At 56.6% G+C, this 17,409-nt stretch carries 17 protein-coding genes; 12 read left to right on the forward strand and 5 right to left on the reverse strand.

What is annotated here, in order from left to right; genetic code table 11:
- Positions 1-36: 36 nt before the first annotated feature.
- The gene (gene zntA, locus QRN24_RS18810; RefSeq protein WP_032679143.1) at positions 37-2,223 is read right to left on the reverse strand and encodes a Zn(II)/Cd(II)/Pb(II) translocating P-type ATPase ZntA; all 2,187 of its coding nucleotides are present in this window, start codon (positions 2,221-2,223) and stop codon (positions 37-39) included.
- A gap of 76 nt (positions 2,224-2,299) precedes the next feature.
- Complete coding sequence (locus QRN24_RS18815) at positions 2,300-2,926, reverse strand: lysoplasmalogenase (RefSeq protein WP_014172018.1); 627 nt, start codon at positions 2,924-2,926, stop codon at positions 2,300-2,302.
- A 129-nt stretch (positions 2,927-3,055) separates the two neighbouring features.
- Between QRN24_RS18815 and QRN24_RS18820 the strand changes: the two genes are divergently transcribed.
- Positions 3,056-3,415, forward strand: a complete 360-nt coding sequence (locus QRN24_RS18820; protein ID WP_032679142.1) for a DUF2500 domain-containing protein — start codon at positions 3,056-3,058, stop codon at positions 3,413-3,415.
- 47 nt (positions 3,416-3,462) lie between these two features.
- Here the strand turns inward: QRN24_RS18820 and QRN24_RS18825 are convergent, their stop codons facing one another.
- Both QRN24_RS18825 and rsmD read right to left on the reverse strand, forming a co-directional pair.
- Positions 3,463-3,744, reverse strand: coding sequence for a DUF1145 family protein (locus QRN24_RS18825; RefSeq protein ID WP_014172016.1), 282 nt, complete (start codon positions 3,742-3,744; stop codon positions 3,463-3,465).
- Positions 3,728-4,330 carry a 16S rRNA (guanine(966)-N(2))-methyltransferase gene (rsmD, locus tag QRN24_RS18830; protein WP_032679141.1) on the reverse strand — a complete coding sequence of 201 codons (603 nt, stop codon included), beginning with the start codon at positions 4,328-4,330 and terminating at the stop codon, positions 3,728-3,730. The genes QRN24_RS18825 and rsmD overlap by 17 nt, the downstream gene beginning before the upstream one ends.
- A 127-nt stretch (positions 4,331-4,457) precedes the next feature.
- Between rsmD and ftsY the strand changes: the two genes are divergently transcribed.
- The 6 genes from ftsY to livJ all read left to right on the forward strand — a co-directional run bounded on the left by ftsY (position 4,458) and on the right by livJ (position 11,447).
- Complete coding sequence (ftsY, locus tag QRN24_RS18835; protein WP_044857784.1) at positions 4,458-5,924, forward strand: signal recognition particle-docking protein FtsY; 1,467 nt, start codon at positions 4,458-4,460, stop codon at positions 5,922-5,924.
- A 2-nt stretch (positions 5,925-5,926) separates the two neighbouring features.
- A complete protein-coding gene (gene ftsE, locus QRN24_RS18840) occupies positions 5,927-6,592 on the forward strand; it encodes a cell division ATP-binding protein FtsE (RefSeq protein ID WP_014172013.1) in 666 nt (221 codons plus the stop codon).
- Positions 6,585-7,640, forward strand: a complete 1,056-nt coding sequence (gene ftsX / locus QRN24_RS18845; RefSeq protein ID WP_284942964.1) for a permease-like cell division protein FtsX — start codon at positions 6,585-6,587, stop codon at positions 7,638-7,640. Before ftsE ends, ftsX begins: the two co-directional genes overlap by 8 nt.
- 251 nt (positions 7,641-7,891) lie before the next feature.
- The gene (gene rpoH / locus QRN24_RS18850) at positions 7,892-8,749 is read left to right on the forward strand and encodes an RNA polymerase sigma factor RpoH (protein ID WP_014172011.1); all 858 of its coding nucleotides are present in this window, start codon (positions 7,892-7,894) and stop codon (positions 8,747-8,749) included.
- Between the two features lie 135 nt (positions 8,750-8,884).
- Positions 8,885-10,150 carry a 4-aminobutyrate--2-oxoglutarate transaminase gene (locus QRN24_RS18855; protein WP_032679136.1) on the forward strand — a complete coding sequence of 422 codons (1,266 nt, stop codon included), beginning with the start codon at positions 8,885-8,887 and terminating at the stop codon, positions 10,148-10,150.
- 196 nt (positions 10,151-10,346) lie between these two features.
- Positions 10,347-11,447, forward strand: coding sequence for a branched chain amino acid ABC transporter substrate-binding protein LivJ (gene livJ, locus QRN24_RS18860; protein ID WP_074148115.1), 1,101 nt, complete (start codon positions 10,347-10,349; stop codon positions 11,445-11,447).
- 86 nt (positions 11,448-11,533) lie between these two features.
- Here the strand turns inward: livJ and panM are convergent, their stop codons facing one another.
- Positions 11,534-11,926, reverse strand: a complete 393-nt coding sequence (gene panM, locus QRN24_RS18865) for an aspartate 1-decarboxylase autocleavage activator PanM (protein ID WP_020884545.1) — start codon at positions 11,924-11,926, stop codon at positions 11,534-11,536.
- A gap of 424 nt (positions 11,927-12,350) precedes the next feature.
- Here panM and livK point away from each other — a divergent pair, with 424 nt between their 5' ends.
- Genes livK through livF form a run of 5 tightly spaced genes read left to right on the forward strand, consistent with a single transcriptional unit; the run spans position 12,351 to position 17,186 of the window.
- Complete coding sequence (gene livK, locus QRN24_RS18870; protein WP_049022901.1) at positions 12,351-13,460, forward strand: high-affinity branched-chain amino acid ABC transporter substrate-binding protein LivK; 1,110 nt, start codon at positions 12,351-12,353, stop codon at positions 13,458-13,460.
- 46 nt (positions 13,461-13,506) lie between these two features.
- Complete coding sequence (gene livH, locus QRN24_RS18875; protein ID WP_020884547.1) at positions 13,507-14,433, forward strand: high-affinity branched-chain amino acid ABC transporter permease LivH; 927 nt, start codon at positions 13,507-13,509, stop codon at positions 14,431-14,433.
- Positions 14,430-15,707: a branched chain amino acid ABC transporter permease LivM gene (livM, locus tag QRN24_RS18880; protein WP_014172003.1), complete on the forward strand. Its 1,278-nt coding sequence runs from the start codon at positions 14,430-14,432 to the stop codon at positions 15,705-15,707. Before livH ends, livM begins: the two co-directional genes overlap by 4 nt.
- Positions 15,704-16,471: a high-affinity branched-chain amino acid ABC transporter ATP-binding protein LivG gene (gene livG, locus QRN24_RS18885; protein ID WP_014172002.1), complete on the forward strand. Its 768-nt coding sequence runs from the start codon at positions 15,704-15,706 to the stop codon at positions 16,469-16,471. Before livM ends, livG begins: the two co-directional genes overlap by 4 nt.
- A 1-nt stretch (position 16,472) precedes the next feature.
- Positions 16,473-17,186, forward strand: coding sequence for a high-affinity branched-chain amino acid ABC transporter ATP-binding protein LivF (livF, locus tag QRN24_RS18890; RefSeq protein ID WP_032679133.1), 714 nt, complete (start codon positions 16,473-16,475; stop codon positions 17,184-17,186).
- The last annotated feature ends 223 nt before the right edge of the window (positions 17,187-17,409 follow it).

Consider the following 17,409-nt stretch of genomic DNA (forward strand, 5'->3'; position numbering starts at 1 on the left):
TTTCCGCCCTCTCCCGGTGGGAGAGGGCATCTTGTGTTATTGTCGACGTAATAAGCGGAGCGCGTTCGCCGTCACCAGTACCGTTGCGCCGGTATCCGCCAGCACCGCCAGCCACAGGCCGGTTATACCGAGCAGCGTGGTGACCAGGAAAATCCCCTTCAGGCCCAGCGCAATCCCGATGTTCTGACGGATATTGGCCCGCGTGGCGCGCGCCAGAGCAATCATCTGCGCCAGCCCGGTCAGGCGGTTGTGGGTGAGCGCCGCGTCGGCGGTTTCCAGCGCCACGTCGGTGCCGCTGCCCATTGCAATGCCAATGGTGGCGGCTTTCATCGCCGGGGCATCGTTGATGCCGTCACCCACCATTGCCAGCGGTGCATGGTTGTTCAGTTCCGTTACGGCGCGCACTTTATCCGCAGGCAATAACCCGGCTTTAAACGCCAGCCCCAGCTCACCGGCAATCGCTGCCGCGGCTCGCGGGTTATCCCCGGTGAGGATCACCCCCTGCACGCCCAGTTGATGCAGCGCGGCGACGGCGTCTTTTGCATCGTCACGCAGGGTGTCACGCAGTGCCAGCATCCCTATCGCCACGCCGTTTTGCACCACCATCACCACGGTTTGCCCGGCCTGTTCCAGCGCCTGGACTGGCTGGCTCAGCCCGGCCGCCGGAAACGTATTCGCGGCAACGATCAGGACGTTATTCCCTTCAACGTCGGCTTCAATCCCGGACCCGACCAGCGCCCGCTGTGCGGTGGCGGCAGGGATGTCCAGCCCACGCGACTGCGCTTCGCGGACTATTGCCTGTGCCAGCGGGTGGGTGGAGCCTTGTTCGACGGCAGCGGCCAGGGTGAGCAGCGTGTTTTCACTGACCTCCTGAGGATAAATGCCCGTGACCTGCGGTTTACCCACCGTCAGCGTACCGGTTTTATCGAAGGCGATATGTTGCACCTGGCTCAGCTGCTCCAGCGCCGCACCGCCTTTAATCAGCGCTCCACGACGCGCCGCGGCCGCCAGGCCGGAGGTAATGGCTGCCGGCGTGGAGATCACCAGCGCGCACGGGCAACCAATCAGCAGCAACGTCAGACCTTTATAAACCCAGCCTTCCCAGGCTGCGCCCAGGAACAGCGGTGGAATAATTGTCACCAGCAGGGCGACCAGCATGATGGCGGGGGTGTAGATCCGGCTGAAGCGATCGATAAAGCGCTCAACGGGTGCGCGACGCTCCTCGGCCTCTTCAATCAGCTTCAGGATACGGTCGATGGCGCTCTCACCCGGCCCGGAGAGGACCGTGAGTTGCACCAGACGATCGACGCTGGTGGCGCCTGCAGGCACTTTCTCGCCCGCTGAGCGTTCAACCGGAATCGACTCGCCGGTGAGGGCACTTTCATCGAAACTCGCCGTGGCGGTAAGCAGTTCACCGTCCGCAGGCAGACGCCCGCCGGCGGCGACCTCAATCACATCACCCGGGCGCAGCGTGTTAATAGCCACCGTCTGGCGTTCGCTGCCCGTCACCCGCGTTGCGGTTTCCGGTTTCAGCGCCATCAGCGCGCTGACCCCTTTCCGTGCCCGACTCGCCGCCCAGCCCTCAAGGCGCTCGCCAATTAAGAACAGCAGCAGCACCATGGCCGCTTCCGCCGTCGCGCCAATAAACAACGCGCCGATCGCCGCCACGCTCATCAGCGTTTCGATGGCGAACCAGCTTCCGCTTTTCATCAGCCGCACGGCCTGACGGGCAATCGGGAACAGTCCGACAAGCGTTGTGGCGATGAACGCCAGGTTACCGAACGGGTGGTTAAATTGCTCCAGACCCCAGCTCAGGGCCATCATGATGACAAGGGTGATAATGGGCAGGTTTTCTCGCAGGGCTGACGTCTTTTCGACAGGTGCGGTTTCGCTGCGCAGGCTGTAACCGGCCTTACTGACGGCGGCTTCAACCAGCGTGCTGATGTCATTATCGGCGCTGACCAGCAGCTTCTCGGTGGCGAAGAGCACCTGGACGTGGCTGACGCCGGGGACCTGTTTTACCGCGTTTTCGACTTTACGGGCGCAGGCCGCGCAGTCCATACCGTTGACCACCCAGCTGTAGCGGTTTGCGCTTTCCGGGAGCGGCAGCGTGTTTTGCGTTTCGCATGCGCCGTCGCAGCAGCAGTCGTCCTTCGCGGGAACGGGGCTGAGCTTAAGTGCCGAGAATTGTGGAACTTTTTTAGGTGTTTCTGGAGTCGACATGGCAGTCTCCGGTAATGATAATTTTCTCATTAACCGCAGCATACACTCTGGAGTCGACTCCAGAGTCAAGGCTTATTTAGATATACAGCGAACGCACAATCAGGAAGTGCCCGGCAAAGTAGCAGGCGGCGGCAATCGCGTTATCCGCACGGAAGCGGCGACGATAGTGGCTGCCCAGCCAGACGATATTCCCGAGTAACAGCAGCGTGGCACCAAAGAACGCGGACATTGCCGGTGCCGTCGGACGGAAGAACCACAGTTCACCCGCCAGCCATACCATCACCAGCGTCATGGCGATAAACGTGCAGACAGGCAAGCGCATCTCTTCCAGACGCGTCCAGATCACCGCGATCAGCAGCGCGCCAATGACCAGCAGCACCAGCGGCAGCGGCCAGAAGAAGGAGAGCGTCATCTGGCTGGCGAAGTAAATGGTATAAAGCAGATGCGACAGGAAAAATGCCCCAACGGCATACAGCAGGCGCTGTCGCGGCAGCAGGGTTAAGGCATCACCAATCAGGGACGCACACAGACCGGCAAGAACCAGATAGCTGACGGCGTTAAACATGGGCGCTTGCCAGGCAAGCAGCAGGAGTAACAACAGCGTGACGGGTTTAAACAACCATCGCTGCCAGGCAGGGCCGCGATAGGATGCATCGACGTAAAGCCATGCGGAAAAACAGACAGCGATAAATGACCAAAGCATATTAACTCCCTGTAACTGTTGAGTCTGAATAATCAGTTTCTTATTCAGTGTAGTGATGGGGGCAGGCGTTTGGCAATGCCGGGGAAGGCAAGGTATCCTGAATTCCGTATAATCTGATGGGATTTTTGAATGAGCAAGATGCCGCTTTTTTTCGTTATTGTGGTGGCGATTATCGTCATTGCCGCCTCCTTTCGTTTCGTGCAGCAGCGCCGTGAGAAGGCGGACAACGATGCCGCGCCGTTGATGCAAAAACGCGTGGTGGTAAGCAATAAACGCGAGAAAGCCCTCAATGACCGACGCTCGCGCCAGCAGCAGGTTACGCCGGCGGGAGCCACCATGCGCTATGAAGCGAGCTTTAAGCCGGAAACCGGCGGGCTGGAGATGACCTACCGTCTGGAGGCGCAGCAGTACCATCAACTGACGGTGGGAGAAAAAGGGATTCTGAGTTACAAAGGGTCGCGGTTTGAAGGGTTTACGCCAGATCGGTAATGTTCCCTCTCCCGCAGGGAGAGGGGTCAGCTGAGGCTTGAGGCGCCTTACTTCTTCGCCTGGGCCTTAAATTTCTTCATCCACACCAGCAGTTCAAATACGCCAAAAATAAACACGCGCAGCTGCTGCCAGCCGGTCATCTGCGGACCGTCTTTTGGCAGGCCGTTTTTCAGCATCACCATCTGCAGGGCGTGCATGAAGGTGGTAAAGATAAAGGCCACGTTCACAAAGATGTTCATCGGGCGCGGGAACGGGTGCACCAGATTGAGGAGCAGAAATGCCCAGACGCCCAGCATCAACAAACGTCCCACATTAATCAGTACTGGCATTGGATTCTCCTTGTGCCTGACGGTGATACAGACGATAAGCGACCTGACCTGCCACTTTTTCTCGGTGCAGATCCCAGTGTACCGGGACCGGCGGTAAACCATTTTCGACTTCGCTTTCGACGTAGATTAACGCGTCATCCGCCAGCCAGCCGTTGTTTTCCAGCAGGGATAACGTCTCCTCCAGCAGCCCCTTGCGGAACGGCGGGTCGACAAACACCACGTTGTGCGGCGTGCCCTTTTGCGCGAGGAAGCTCAGTGTGTTGGTATTCACTACTTTGGCGTTGGTCGCTTTCAGCGTTGCCAGATTTTGCTGCAACGTCTGCGCAACGCCGCGCTCCATTTCCAGCAGCGTGGCGCTGGCGGCATAGCGCGACAGCGCCTCCAGACCCAGCGCGCCGCTGCCCGCGAAGCAGTCCAGGCAGTGGGCATCCACCATTGAGGGGGCCAGCCAGTTAAACAGCGTTTCGCGTACGCGGTCCGTGGTTGGGCGTAGTCCGGGGCTATCCGGCACCGGTAATTTCCGGCCTCGCCACTGGCCGCCGATAATACGAATTTGACCGGCTGGGGCGCGGTTGGTTTTCTTCATCTCTGGAAAGCTCTGTTAACAATTGGCCTGCGATTGCGGGCGGTGATGTCAATTAAGTAAAGTGTTAGACTATTTCATCATTTTTTTAGCTTCCATGTATATAGCGCCGCGAGGAGTGTAGTCGCAGATGGCAAAACAAAAAAAACGTGGCTTCTTTTCCTGGCTGGGCTTCGGTGAAAAAGAGCAAGAAACAGAGCAGAAAACCGAAGAACAACAAGCCGTTGAAGAGCAGTCTCAGCCTGAAACGCCGGTAGAAACTGCCGCCGTTGTCGACGCGGAAGAGCACGCGCACAGCAAAGAAGAGACCGAAGCCTTTGCTGAAGAGGTGGTGGAAGTTACCGAACAGGTTCAGGAAAGCGAGAAGCCAGAACCCGTTGTGGTAGAAGACGTTATCGATACGCCGCAGGCGATTATCGAGCATGAAACGTTGCCGCTGCCGGAAGAGGTGAAAGCCGAAGAGGTTTCAGCGCAGGAGTGGCAGGCCGAGGCAGAAACCGTCGAAATTGTTGAGGCGGTGGAAGAAGAAGCACAAGACGAGCCAGCGCTTACCGACGAAGAGCTGGAAGCCCAGGCGCTGGCGGCAGACGCGGCGGAAGAAGCGGTTATCGTCGTGCCGGTGGAAGCGCAACCAGAGCAGGGTGAAGAGGTTGCTCAGGAGCAGGAAAAACCCACCAAAGAAGGTTTCTTCGCCCGCCTGAAGCGTAGCCTGCTCAAAACCAAAGAAAACTTAGGTTCCGGATTTATCAGTCTGTTCCGCGGCAAGAAGATCGACGACGATCTCTTTGAAGAGCTGGAAGAGCAACTGCTGATCGCCGACGTTGGGGTGGAAACAACCCGTAAGATCATCGCCAGTCTGACCGAAGGGGCGAGCCGCAAGGCGCTGCGTGACGCCGAAGCGCTGTACGGTCTGCTGAAAGACGAGATGGGCGAAATCCTCGCAAAAGTTGACGAACCGCTTAATATTGAAGGCAAAACGCCATTTGTTATTCTGATGGTTGGCGTGAACGGTGTGGGGAAAACCACCACCATCGGCAAGCTGGCGCGACAGTTTGAGCAGCAGGGCAAATCGGTAATGCTGGCGGCAGGTGATACCTTCCGTGCGGCGGCGGTTGAGCAGCTGCAGGTCTGGGGCCAGCGTAACAACATCCCGGTGATTGCGCAGCATACCGGTGCGGATTCCGCCTCCGTTATCTTTGACGCTATTCAGGCGGCGAAGTCGCGTAACGTGGATGTGCTGATTGCCGATACCGCAGGGCGTTTGCAGAACAAAGCGCACCTGATGGAAGAGTTGAAGAAAATCGTCCGCGTCATGAAGAAGCTGGACGAAGAGGCACCGCATGAAATTATGCTGACCATTGATGCCAGCACCGGACAGAACGCCATCAGCCAGGCGAAGCTGTTCCATGAAGCGGTAGGGCTGACCGGGATCACGCTGACCAAACTGGACGGCACCGCGAAAGGCGGGGTGATCTTCTCCGTGGCCGATCAGTTCAATATTCCTATCCGTTACATCGGTGTGGGCGAGCGTATTGAGGATTTACGTCCGTTTAAAGCGGACGACTTTATTGAGGCACTATTTGCCCGAGAGGACTAACAATGATTCGCTTTGAACACGTCAGCAAGGCCTATCTCGGTGGGAGACAAGCGCTGCAGGGGGTGACATTCCACCTGCAGCCAGGCGAGATGGCATTCCTGACCGGCCATTCCGGCGCGGGGAAAAGTACCCTGCTCAAGCTTATCTGTGGGATCGAGCGGCCGAGCGCCGGGAAAATCTGGTTCAGCGGCCATGATATTAGCCGTCTGAAAAACCGTGAGGTGCCGTTCCTGCGTCGTCAGATTGGCATGATTTTCCAGGACCACCACCTGCTGATGGATCGCACCGTTTTCGATAACGTGGCCATTCCGCTGATTATTGCCGGTGCCAGCTATGATGATATCCGTCGTCGCGTCTCTGCGGCGCTGGATAAAGTCGGGCTGCTGGACAAAGCGAAGAACTTCCCGATCCAGCTGTCTGGCGGTGAACAGCAGCGTGTGGGGATTGCCCGTGCGGTGGTGAACAAACCTGCGGTACTGCTGGCGGATGAACCGACCGGTAACCTGGACGACGCCCTGTCAGAAGGGATTTTGCGTCTGTTTGAGGAATTTAACCGCGTTGGGGTGACGGTATTGATGGCGACGCACGACATCGGGCTGATTTCCCGTCGTTCGTACCGCATGCTGACCCTGAGCGACGGTCATTTGCACGGAGGCCTCGGTGAATAAGCGTGATGCAATAAACCAGATTCGGCAGTTCGGAAACCGGTTTGACCGCTTCCGTAAGCCGCAGGGCGGCGGTGACGGCAATCGTAATGCGCCAAAGCGTGCGAAAGCGGCGCCTAACCCGAACTCCCGCAAAACCAACGTGTTCAACGAGCAGGTGCGTTATGCCTTCCACGGTGCGCTGCAGGACCTGAAAAGCAAACCGCTGGCGACGTTCCTGACGGTGATGGTGATTGCCATCTCCCTGACGCTGCCAAGCGTCTGCTACATGGTCTATAAAAACGTTAACCAGGCGGCGTCGCAGTACTATCCTTCTCCGCAGATCACGGTCTATCTGGATAAGGCGCTCGACGATAACGCGGCGGCGCAGGTTGTGGGGCAAATCCAGGCCGAACAGGGCGTAGAGAAAGTGAATTATCTCTCTCGTGAAGAAGCCCTGGGTGAGTTCCGTAACTGGTCAGGCTTTGGCGGTGCGCTGGACATGCTTGAAGAGAACCCCCTCCCGGCCGTGGCGGTGGTGATCCCGAAACTCGATTTCCAGGGGACCGATTCGCTCAACACCCTGCGTGACCGCATCACCCGTATCAACGGGATTGATGAAGTGCGCATGGATGACAGCTGGTTTGCGCGTCTTGCTGCGCTGACCGGGCTGGTAGGGCGCGTGGCGGCGATGATTGGTGTGCTGATGGTGGCGGCGGTCTTCCTCGTCATCGGTAACAGCGTGCGCCTGAGCATTTTCGCGCGTCGCGACACCATCAACGTGCAGAAACTGATTGGTGCGACGGATGGCTTCATCCTGCGTCCGTTCCTGTACGGCGGCGCATTGCTCGGTTTTTCCGGCGCATTTCTTTCACTGATATTGTCAGAAATTTTGGTGATGCGGCTGTCCTCTGCCGTAACCGAGGTGGCGCAGGTTTTCGGAACGAAGTTTGATATCAGCGGCTTAGGGTTCGATGAGTGCCTGTTACTGCTGCTGGTGTGCTCGATGATCGGCTGGGTGGCAGCATGGCTGGCAACCGTGCAACATTTACGTCACTTTACTCCCGACTAATAAAAGCGTGATATAATCTTTCCCTGCACCGAGATGTTCGCTCTGCAGGGAAAGCGTCCCTGTTGTCTCTTCCCCTGTTATCATCTCCATGTCACAATTTGTGCGTAATTTATTCACCGTTGCACCTGGAACTTGTGGATAAAATCACTGTCTGATAAAAGAGTGAATGCTAATCTCGTGGCTCAAACGCTTTGGCATGGTTGTTGCCTGATGGGGACAGCCTGGACCAGAAGAAACATTGAGAGGAATGAATGACCAAAGAAATGCAAACTTTAGCTTTAGCCCCTGTTGGTAACCTGGAATCTTATATCCGGGCTGCGAACACCTGGCCGATGTTAACGGCCGAGGAAGAAAAGGAGCTTGCTGAAAAGCTGCATTACCAGGGCGATCTGGAAGCAGCGAAAAAGCTGATCCTGTCTCACCTGCGCTTTGTTGTTCACATTGCTCGTAATTATGCGGGCTATGGCCTGCCGCAGGCGGACTTGATTCAGGAAGGTAACATCGGTCTGATGAAGGCTGTACGTCGCTTCAACCCGGAAGTGGGTGTGCGACTGGTCTCCTTCGCCGTGCACTGGATCAAAGCAGAAATTCATGAATACGTGCTGCGCAACTGGCGTATCGTGAAAGTCGCCACGACAAAAGCGCAACGTAAACTGTTCTTCAACCTGCGTAAAACCAAGCAGCGTCTGGGCTGGTTCAATCAGGATGAAGTTGAAATGGTGGCGCGCGAGCTGGGCGTATCCAGCAAAGACGTGCGTGAGATGGAATCCCGTATGGCCGCGCAGGACATGACCTTCGATATGTCCTCCGACGACGACGGCTCTGACAGCCAGCCAATGGCACCGGTTCTGTATCTGCAGGATAAAACCTCTAACTTTGCTGACGGCATTGAAGAGGATAACTGGGAAGATCAGGCCGCGAACAAGCTGACTTCAGCAATGGAAGGCCTCGACGAACGTAGCCAGGATATTATCCGCGCCCGCTGGCTGGACGAAGACAACAAGTCCACGCTGCAGGAGCTGGCCGACCGCTACGGCGTCTCCGCTGAACGTGTGCGTCAGCTTGAAAAGAACGCCATGAAAAAACTTCGCGCCGCTATCGAAGCGTAATTTCCGCGATGTCCCCGATAACCCTCGAATGCAAATTCGGGGGTTTTGTTTTTTTATCTCCCGCTCTGGCGAATTCCCTCCCCCTGGCAAACACTTACAGATGCGCTAAGCAGGTGACTTTCTCAGGGGGACAGGGTGAAAAACAGTGAACTGAATGACCGGCGTTTGCAGGCGACGCCGCGCGGTATCGGCGTGATGTGTAACTTCTACGCCGATAAAGCCGAAAATGCCACGGTGTGGGACGTCGAGGGTAACGAGTATATCGACTTCGCCGCCGGGATTGCGGTGCTGAATACCGGCCATCGGCATCCAAAAGTTATTGCCGCCATCGAAAAACAACTCCACGCATTTACCCATACGGCATATCAGATTGTCCCGTACGAAGGCTATGTGGCGCTTGCCGAGCGTATCAACCAACGTGTACCCGTTGATGGGCCTGCCAAAACGGCTTTCTTCTCTACGGGAGCAGAGGCGGTCGAAAACGCGGTAAAAATTGCCCGCGCGTATACCCGTCGTCCTGGCCTGATCGCCTTTGGCGGTGCCTTCCACGGCCGTACCTTTATGACGATGGCGTTGACGGGGAAAGTGGCGCCGTACAAACTCGGTTTCGGTCCGTTTCCAGGATCGGTTTATCACGCACACTATCCAAATGATCTGTACGGCGTCAGCACGGCAGAAGCGTTAAAAAGCCTCGAACGCATCTTCAAAGCCGACATTGCGCCGGACCAGGTGGCGGCCATTATCCTGGAACCGGTTCAGGGGGAGGGGGGATTCAACATTGCCCCCGCCGATTTTATGCAGGCCCTGCGCGAACTGTGCGATACGCACGGAATTTTGCTGATTGCTGACGAAGTGCAAAGTGGCTTTGCGCGAACCGGCAAGCTGTTCTCGATGGAACACCATTGCGTGAAGCCGGATTTGATCACCATGGCGAAAAGCCTGGCCGGCGGGATGCCGCTCTCGGCGGTCTCTGGCCGGGCGGAAGTGATGGATGCCCCCGCTCCTGGCGGGCTGGGCGGGACTTACGCCGGCAACCCGCTGGCGATTGCCGCAGCCCATGCCGTGCTGGATGTGATTGATGAAGAGGATCTCTGCACGCGCGCGGCGCATCTTGGCCATCATCTGGTGGAAGTGCTGAACAAAGCGAAGGGCGACTGTCCGTTTATCGCTGATATTCGTGCCCAGGGCTCAATGGTGGCGGTGGAGTTTAACGACCCGCAAACCGGGCTGCCGTCGCCGGAATTCACGCGTCAGGTCCAGGAGCGTGCGTTACAGGAAGGTCTATTGCTGCTGAGCTGCGGCGTGTACGGCAACGTTATCCGTTTCCTCTATCCGCTTACCATCCCCGAAGTTCAGTTCCGTAAAGCGCTGGATATTATCTCCGCGTCGCTGACACGTTAAAGCCCTGGCCCGGCGGTGATCCCTGCCGGGCTTATCATATATTCATTTCAAATTAGCTATTCCAAAATCATAAAAATGGGGTATGTTTTAGCAGAGTATGCTGAAAAAGCGCGACTGTCATACCTATAACTGAAATAAAGCGCTACACAACAACATCACGACAATCGTAATAACCATAATAATGGGGAATCTCAGGATGAATATGAAGGGTAAAGCGTTACTGGCAGGATGTATTGCGTTGGCATTCAGCACGATGGCACAGGCCGATATTAAAGTGGCTGTCGTGGGCGCGATGTCCGGTCCGGTAGCACAGTACGGCGACCAGGAATTTACCGGCGCAGAACAGGCGGTTGCAGACATTAATGCTAAGGGCGGCATCAAGGGCGAAAAACTGCAGATCGTAAAATATGATGATGCCTGTGACCCGAAACAAGCGGTTGCCGTGGCGAACAAAGTGGTGAACGACGGAATCAAATACGTTATCGGTCACCTGTGCTCCTCTTCCACGCAGCCCGCGTCTGATATCTACGAAGACGAAGGCATTCTGATGATCACCCCGGCTGCAACGGCGCCGGAGCTGACCGCACGTGGCTATAAGCTGACCCTGCGTACCACCGGTCTGGATTCAGACCAGGGCCCAACCGCGGCAAAATACATTCTGGACAACGTGAAGCCGAAGCGTATCGCGATTGTTCACGACAAACAGCAGTATGGTGAAGGTCTGGCGCGTGCCGTGCAGGATGGTCTGAAGAAAGGCAATGCCAATGTGGTCTTCTTCGACGGTATCACCGCCGGTGAGAAAGACTTCTCCACTCTGGTGGCACGTCTGAAGAAAGAGAATATTGATTTCGTTTACTACGGTGGCTATCACCCTGAAATGGGCCAGATCCTGCGTCAGGCACGTGCGGCCGGCCTGAAAACCCAGTTTATGGGTCCGGAAGGGGTTGCGAACGTTTCCCTGTCTAACATCGCCGGTGAGTCTGCTGAAGGCCTGCTGGTGACCAAACCGAAGAACTACGACCAGGTGCCTGCGAACAAACCGATCGTAGATGCCATCAAGGCGAAGAAACAGGATCCAAGCGGCGCGTTCGTCTGGACCACCTACGCTGCGCTGCAGTCTCTGCAGGCGGGTCTGAACCAGTCAGCCGATCCGGCTGAGATTGCCACCTGGCTGAAAGCCCACTCTGTCGATACCGTGATGGGTCCGCTTTCCTGGGATGCGAAGGGCGATCTGAAAGGCTTCGAGTTCGGCGTGTTTGACTGGCATGCTAACGGAACGGCGACCGACGCCAAATAAAAGCAAACGGCAACCTTTCGGTTGCCGTTTTAGTATTTTCACCCTCTCCTGTGGGAGAGGGGCGGGGTGAGGGCATCAGGCGGCATTCAGCAAACCTGACGTTTCTCCCACCCGTTCTCCTGCGCCGTAAACCCTAACGCCTGCATAAACGCCGCCATCACACCGCGGTCTTCCACGCCCACGTCGGCCATCCACCAGGAGGTGACGTTCGGGTTTTCACGGATTATCTCTTCAATTAAATACTGCCCCACACCGCGACGACGGGTCACGTCACGTACGCGCAGTGAGTCCAGCGCCCCTTCGGTGCCGCTCAGGGTCACGCGAACCGCGGCGAGCAGACGCTCGTTAAAGCGCGCGGCGTAGATGCGGTGTGTCTCATCGACACGGAGCGACGAAGGGGAATATTCCGGCCAGATCTTGCCCAGGTCGATATGATCCTGGTCGCTAAAGGTCACCAGACGCACGATAGTCAGTTTCATTAGCTGCTTGTCCAAATCAAATTGAGTAGGGGCAGTGTACTCAATTTATTCCCTCAGCGGCTTCCTCTTTTTATTACGGCTCACCAGGTGATTAGTTTTTTGGCAGCGCGAAGGGCAGTTTGAAAACACATGGATCGAAAAATAAGCAGAATTTTAACCTGAATGGCAGTGAATTATTCGGCGCTTTGTACCGTTATTTTATGCTGCAAACTGCAATTTTATTTGTTTATCTCTGCCTTGTTTCAGAATATTATCTTTGCTTAATCGCCTGAAAAATAGAGATTTTAGTCTGGTTTTTATGAAAAAACTGCGCTAAACCATTAAAGGCGCTGGTAAAAATAGCGTTGTGCATTAAAAGTACAGAATGCTTTTTAACCATAATAAAACAAAATATATACACGACATCACGAATGGGGATTCAGAGATGAAAAGGAACGCGAAGACGTTACTCGCGGGGATGGTTGCATTGGCGATTTCGCATGCAGCCATGGCGGAAGATATTAAGGTTGCTGTAGTGGGTGCGATGTCCGGTCCTGTTGCCCAGTGGGGGGATATGGAGTTCAACGGTGCTCGCCAGGCAATCAAAGACATCAACGCCAAAGGCGGCATCAAAGGCGACAAGCTGGTTGGCGTGGAATATGACGACGCCTGCGATCCCAAACAGGCCGTCGCGGTCGCTAACAAAATCGTGAACGATGGCATCCAGTACGTGATTGGCCACCTGTGCTCGTCGTCCACCCAGCCTGCGTCTGATATCTACGAAGACGAAGGCATTCTGATGATTACCCCGGGCGCAACCAACCCTGAACTGACTCAGCGCGGTTATCAGCACATCATGCGTACTGCCGGTCTGGACTCGTCTCAGGGACCAACCGCCGCCCGATACATCCTCGACACCGTCAAGCCGACGCGCATCGCCATTATTCATGACAAACAGCAGTATGGTGAAGGCCTGGCGCGTTCCGTTCAGGACGGGCTGAAAAAAGGCGGCGCGAATATCGTCTTCTTTGATGGCATCACCGCTGGCGAGAAAGATTTCTCCGCGCTGATCGCCCGTCTGCAAAAAGAGAATATCGATTTTGTTTACTACGGCGGCTACTACCCGGAAATGGGTCAGATGCTGCGTCAGGCGCGTTCGGTCGGGCTGAAAACCCAGTTTATGGGGCCAGAAGGCGTCGGTAACGCCTCCCTGTCGAACATCGCCGGGGACGCAGGCGAAGGAATGCTGGTGACGATGCCAAAACGCTATGACCAGGATCCTGCGAACAAGGCTATCGTAGACGCGCTCAAGGCGCAGAAGAAAGATCCAAGTGGTCCGTACGTCTGGATCACCTACGCGGCGGTGCAGTCTCTGGCAACCGCGCTGGATCGCACCGGCAGCAAAGAACCGCTGGATCTGGTGAAAGATTTAAAAGCACACGGGGCGAACACCGTGATTGGGCCGCTGAACTGGGATGAGAAAGGCGATCTGAAGGGATTTGAGTTTGGTGTCTTTAAGTGGCACGCCGACGGTTCGTCCTCGGTCGCCAAATAATTATCCCACCGCCCGGACCGCCGGGCGGGTATAAAAAGGTTTGCATATGTCCGAGCAGTTTCTCTATTTCCTGCAGCAGATGTTTAACGGCGTCACGCTGGGAAGCACCTACGCGCTGATCGCCATCGGCTACACGATGGTTTACGGCATTATCGGCATGATTAACTTCGCCCACGGCGAGGTCTACATGATCGGTAGCTATGTCTCCTTTATGATTATCGCCGCCCTGATGATGATGGGTATCGACAGCAGCTGGCTGCTGGTCGCCGCCGGGTTTGTCGGCGCGATTGTGATTGCCAGCGCCTATGGCTGGAGCATTGAACGCGTGGCGTACCGGCCGGTGCGTAGCTCCAAACGCCTGATTGCGCTGATCTCCGCCATCGGGATGTCGATCTTCCTGCAAAACTACGTCAGCCTGACGGAAGGCTCGCGCGACGTGGCGCTGCCAAGCCTGTTCAACGGTCAGTGGGTGGTCGGTGCCAGCGAGAACTTCTCTGCCTCTATCACCACCATGCAGCTGGTGATCTGGGTGGTGACCTTCGTTGCAATGCTCGCCCTGACGGTCTTTATCCGCTACTCGCGTATGGGACGCGCCTGCCGTGCCTGCGCAGAAGATCTGAAGATGGCGAGCCTGCTTGGCATCAACACCGACCGCGTTATCGCCCTGACCTTTGTGATTGGGGCAGCGATGGCGGCGGTCGCGGGTGTCCTGCTGGGGCAATTCTACGGCGTTATCAACCCGTACATCGGCTTTATGGCCGGGATGAAAGCCTTCACCGCGGCGGTCCTGGGCGGTATCGGCAGTATTCCTGGCGCGATGATTGGCGGCCTGATCCTGGGCGTGGCCGAAGCGCTCTCCTCCGCGTATCTGAGTACGGAATATAAAGATGTGGTGTCGTTTGCCCTGCTGATTCTGGTTCTGCTGGTAATGCCTACCGGTATTCTGGGTCGTCCGGAGGTAGAGAAAGTATGAAACCGATGCATTTCGCAATGGCGCTCCTCTCAGCCGCCATGTTCTTCGTGCTGGCAGGCGTCTTTATGGGCGTCCAGTTAGAGCTGGACGGCACAAAACTGGTGGTGGATACCGCCGCCGACATTCGCTGGCAGTGGATATTCATTGGCACCGCGGTTGTGTTTCTGTTCCAGATGCTGCGTCCTGTGTTCCAGAAGACGCTGAAAAGTGTCTCCGGTCCGAAATTTGTTCTGCCGGCTCTCGACGGCTCAACAGTTAAGCAGAAGCTGTTCTTCGTGGCGCTGCTGGTGGCTGCGGTGGCGTGGCCGTTTGTGGTCTCTCGCGGTACGGTCGATATCGCGACCCTGACCATGATCTACGTGATCCTCGGTCTGGGCCTGAACGTAGTGGTGGGGCTGTCTGGCCTGCTGGTGCTGGGCTACGGTGGTTTCTACGCCATCGGGGCCTATACCTTCGCGCTGCTGAACCACTATTACGGTCTCGGCTTCTGGACCTGTCTGCCGCTGGCGGGCCTGGTCTCCGCCGCCGCGGGCTTCCTGCTGGGCTTCCCGGTCTTACGCCTGCGCGGTGACTATCTGGCGATTGTGACTTTAGGCTTCGGCGAAATCGTGCGTATCCTGCTGCTCAACAACACCGAAGTGACCGGCGGCCCGAACGGGATCAGCCAGATCCCGAAACCGACCTTCTTTGGTCTGGAGTTCAGCCGTACGGCTCGCGAAGGGGGCTGGGATACCTTCAGCAACTTCTTTGGCGTGAAGTACGATCCGTCCGACCGGGTGATTTGGCTCTACCTGGTGGCGCTGCTGCTGGTGGTGCTTACCCTGTTCGTGATTAACCGTCTGCTGCGTATGCCGCTGGGCCGTGCGTGGGAAGCGCTGCGTGAAGATGAAATCGCCTGCCGTTCACTGGGCCTCAACCCGACCCGCATCAAGCTGACTGCGTTTACCATCAGCGCCGCGTTTGCCGGTTTTGCCGGTACGCTGTTTGCCGCGCGTCAGGGCTTTGTCAGCCCCGAATCGTTTACCTTTGCTGAATCTGCCTTTGTACTGGCGATTGTGGTGCTCGGCGGTATGGGCTCGCAGTTTGCCGTTATCCTGGCGGCCATTCTGCTGGTGGTCTCCCGTGAGCTGATGCGCGACTTTAACGAATACAGCATGCTGATGCTGGGTGGTTTGATGGTGCTGATGATGATCTGGCGTCCGCAGGGCTTGCTGCCGATGACCCGTCCACAGCTGAAGCTGAAAAACGGGCAAGCGAAAGGAGAGCAGGCATGAGCCAGCCATTATTATCCGTTAACGGCCTGATGATGCGTTTTGGCGGCCTGCTCGCCGTCAACAACGTGAATCTGGATCTGCACAAGAAAGAGATTGTCTCCCTGATTGGCCCTAACGGCGCGGGGAAAACCACGGTCTTTAACTGCCTGACCGGTTTCTACAAGCCGACGGGTGGCACCATCAAGCTGCGCGACCAGCATCTGGAAGGGCTTCCGGGCCAGCAGATTGCCCGCATGGGGGTGGTGCGAACCTTCCAGCACGTGCGTCTGTTCCGCGAGATGACGGTGATAGAGAACCTGCTGGTGGCGCAACACCTGCAGCTCAAAACCGGCCTTTTCTCTGGCCTGCTGAAAACCCCGGCCTTCCGCCGTGCTCAGGATGAAGCGCTCGACCGCGCCGCCACCTGGCTCGACCGTATCGGCCTGCTGCAGCATGCGAACCGTCAGGCCAGCAACCTGGCCTACGGTGACCAGCGTCGTCTGGAGATCGTGCGCTGCATGGTGACGCAGCCAGAAATCCTGATGCTCGATGAACCGGCGGCAGGGCTTAACCCGAAAGAGACCAAAGAGCTGGACGAGTTGATTGCCGAACTGCGCGATCATCACGACACCACCATCCTGCTGATTGAGCATGATATGAAGCTGGTGATGGGCATTTCTGACCGTATCTACGTGGTGAACCAGGGCACGCCGCTGGCAAACGGGACGCCGGAAGAGATCCGCAACAACCCGGACGTGATCCGTGCATACCTGGGTGAGGCATAAGATGGAAAAAGCGATGTTAACGTTCGACAAGGTTAATGCTCACTACGGCAAGATACAGGCGCTGCACGACGTCAGCCTGCATATCAATCAGGGCGAAATCGTCACCCTGATTGGCGCGAACGGTGCGGGTAAAACCACGCTGCTCGGCACCCTGTGCGGCGACCCGCGCGCCACCAGCGGGCGGATTGTCTTTGATAGCAAAGATATTACCGACTGGCAAACCGCCAGAATCATGCGTGAAGCGGTGGCGATTGTCCCGGAAGGGCGTCGCGTCTTCTCACGAATGACGGTGGAAGAGAACCTTGCGATGGGCGGCTTCTTTGCCGACCGCGACCAGTACCAGTCCCGCATCAAATGGGTCTATGAGCTGTTTCCGCGTTTGTGGGAGCGCCGTATTCAGCGGGCCGGCACGATGTCCGGTGGTGAACAGCAGATGCTGGCGATTGGTCGCGCGCTGATGAGCCAGCCGCGTTTACTGCTGCTGGATGAACCGTCGCTCGGTCTTGCGCCGATCATCATTCAGCAGATCTTCGACACCATCGAACAGCTGCGTAAAGAGGGGATGACCATCTTCCTCGTCGAACAGAACGCCAACCAGGCGCTGAAGCTCGCCGACCGCGGCTACGTGCTGGAAAACGGCCACGTGGTGCTCTCCGATACCGGCGACGCGCTGCTGGCAAACGAAGCGGTGCGAAGCGCCTATCTCGGCGGCTAGATAAAAGCAAAAGCAAAAAGGCAACGTCAGTTGCCTTTTTTCATGCAGGGTACCAGACCGCACCGAACTTACCCCAACCGCCTTCACACAACCATCATCCGCCTGACGTTTTGTTGTCATCTCACTGTAAAGAAACAGTTATTTTTCTGTCATTCGAGCATGTCATGTTACCTCGCGAGCATAAAAACGCGTGATATCGCGCATCCGGCACAATAAGAGAGAT

The sequence above is a fragment of the Enterobacter sp. MEB024 genome, from assembly GCF_030209635.1.
Taxonomy (GTDB): Bacteria; Pseudomonadota; Gammaproteobacteria; order Enterobacterales; family Enterobacteriaceae; genus Enterobacter; species Enterobacter ludwigii.

Coding starts and splice junctions, on each gene's coding strand:
- livF (WP_032679133.1), top strand. CDS start 16,473: ATGGAAAAAGCGATGTTAACGTTCGACAAGGTTAATGCTCACTACGGC.
- rpoH (WP_014172011.1), top strand. CDS start 7,892: ATGACCAAAGAAATGCAAACTTTAGCTTTAGCCCCTGTTGGTAACCTG.
- livH (WP_020884547.1), top strand. CDS start 13,507: ATGTCCGAGCAGTTTCTCTATTTCCTGCAGCAGATGTTTAACGGCGTC.
- zntA (WP_032679143.1), bottom strand. CDS start 2,223: ATGTCGACTCCAGAAACACCTAAAAAAGTTCCACAATTCTCGGCACTT.
- QRN24_RS18820 (WP_032679142.1), top strand. CDS start 3,056: ATGAGCAAGATGCCGCTTTTTTTCGTTATTGTGGTGGCGATTATCGTC.
- rsmD (WP_032679141.1), bottom strand. CDS start 4,330: ATGAAGAAAACCAACCGCGCCCCAGCCGGTCAAATTCGTATTATCGGC.
- QRN24_RS18825 (WP_014172016.1), bottom strand. CDS start 3,744: ATGCCAGTACTGATTAATGTGGGACGTTTGTTGATGCTGGGCGTCTGG.
- panM (WP_020884545.1), bottom strand. CDS start 11,926: ATGAAACTGACTATCGTGCGTCTGGTGACCTTTAGCGACCAGGATCAT.
- livK (WP_049022901.1), top strand. CDS start 12,351: ATGAAAAGGAACGCGAAGACGTTACTCGCGGGGATGGTTGCATTGGCG.
- livJ (WP_074148115.1), top strand. CDS start 10,347: ATGAATATGAAGGGTAAAGCGTTACTGGCAGGATGTATTGCGTTGGCA.
- livM (WP_014172003.1), top strand. CDS start 14,430: ATGAAACCGATGCATTTCGCAATGGCGCTCCTCTCAGCCGCCATGTTC.
- QRN24_RS18815 (WP_014172018.1), bottom strand. CDS start 2,926: ATGCTTTGGTCATTTATCGCTGTCTGTTTTTCCGCATGGCTTTACGTC.
- livG (WP_014172002.1), top strand. CDS start 15,704: ATGAGCCAGCCATTATTATCCGTTAACGGCCTGATGATGCGTTTTGGC.
- ftsE (WP_014172013.1), top strand. CDS start 5,927: ATGATTCGCTTTGAACACGTCAGCAAGGCCTATCTCGGTGGGAGACAA.
- ftsY (WP_044857784.1), top strand. CDS start 4,458: ATGGCAAAACAAAAAAAACGTGGCTTCTTTTCCTGGCTGGGCTTCGGT.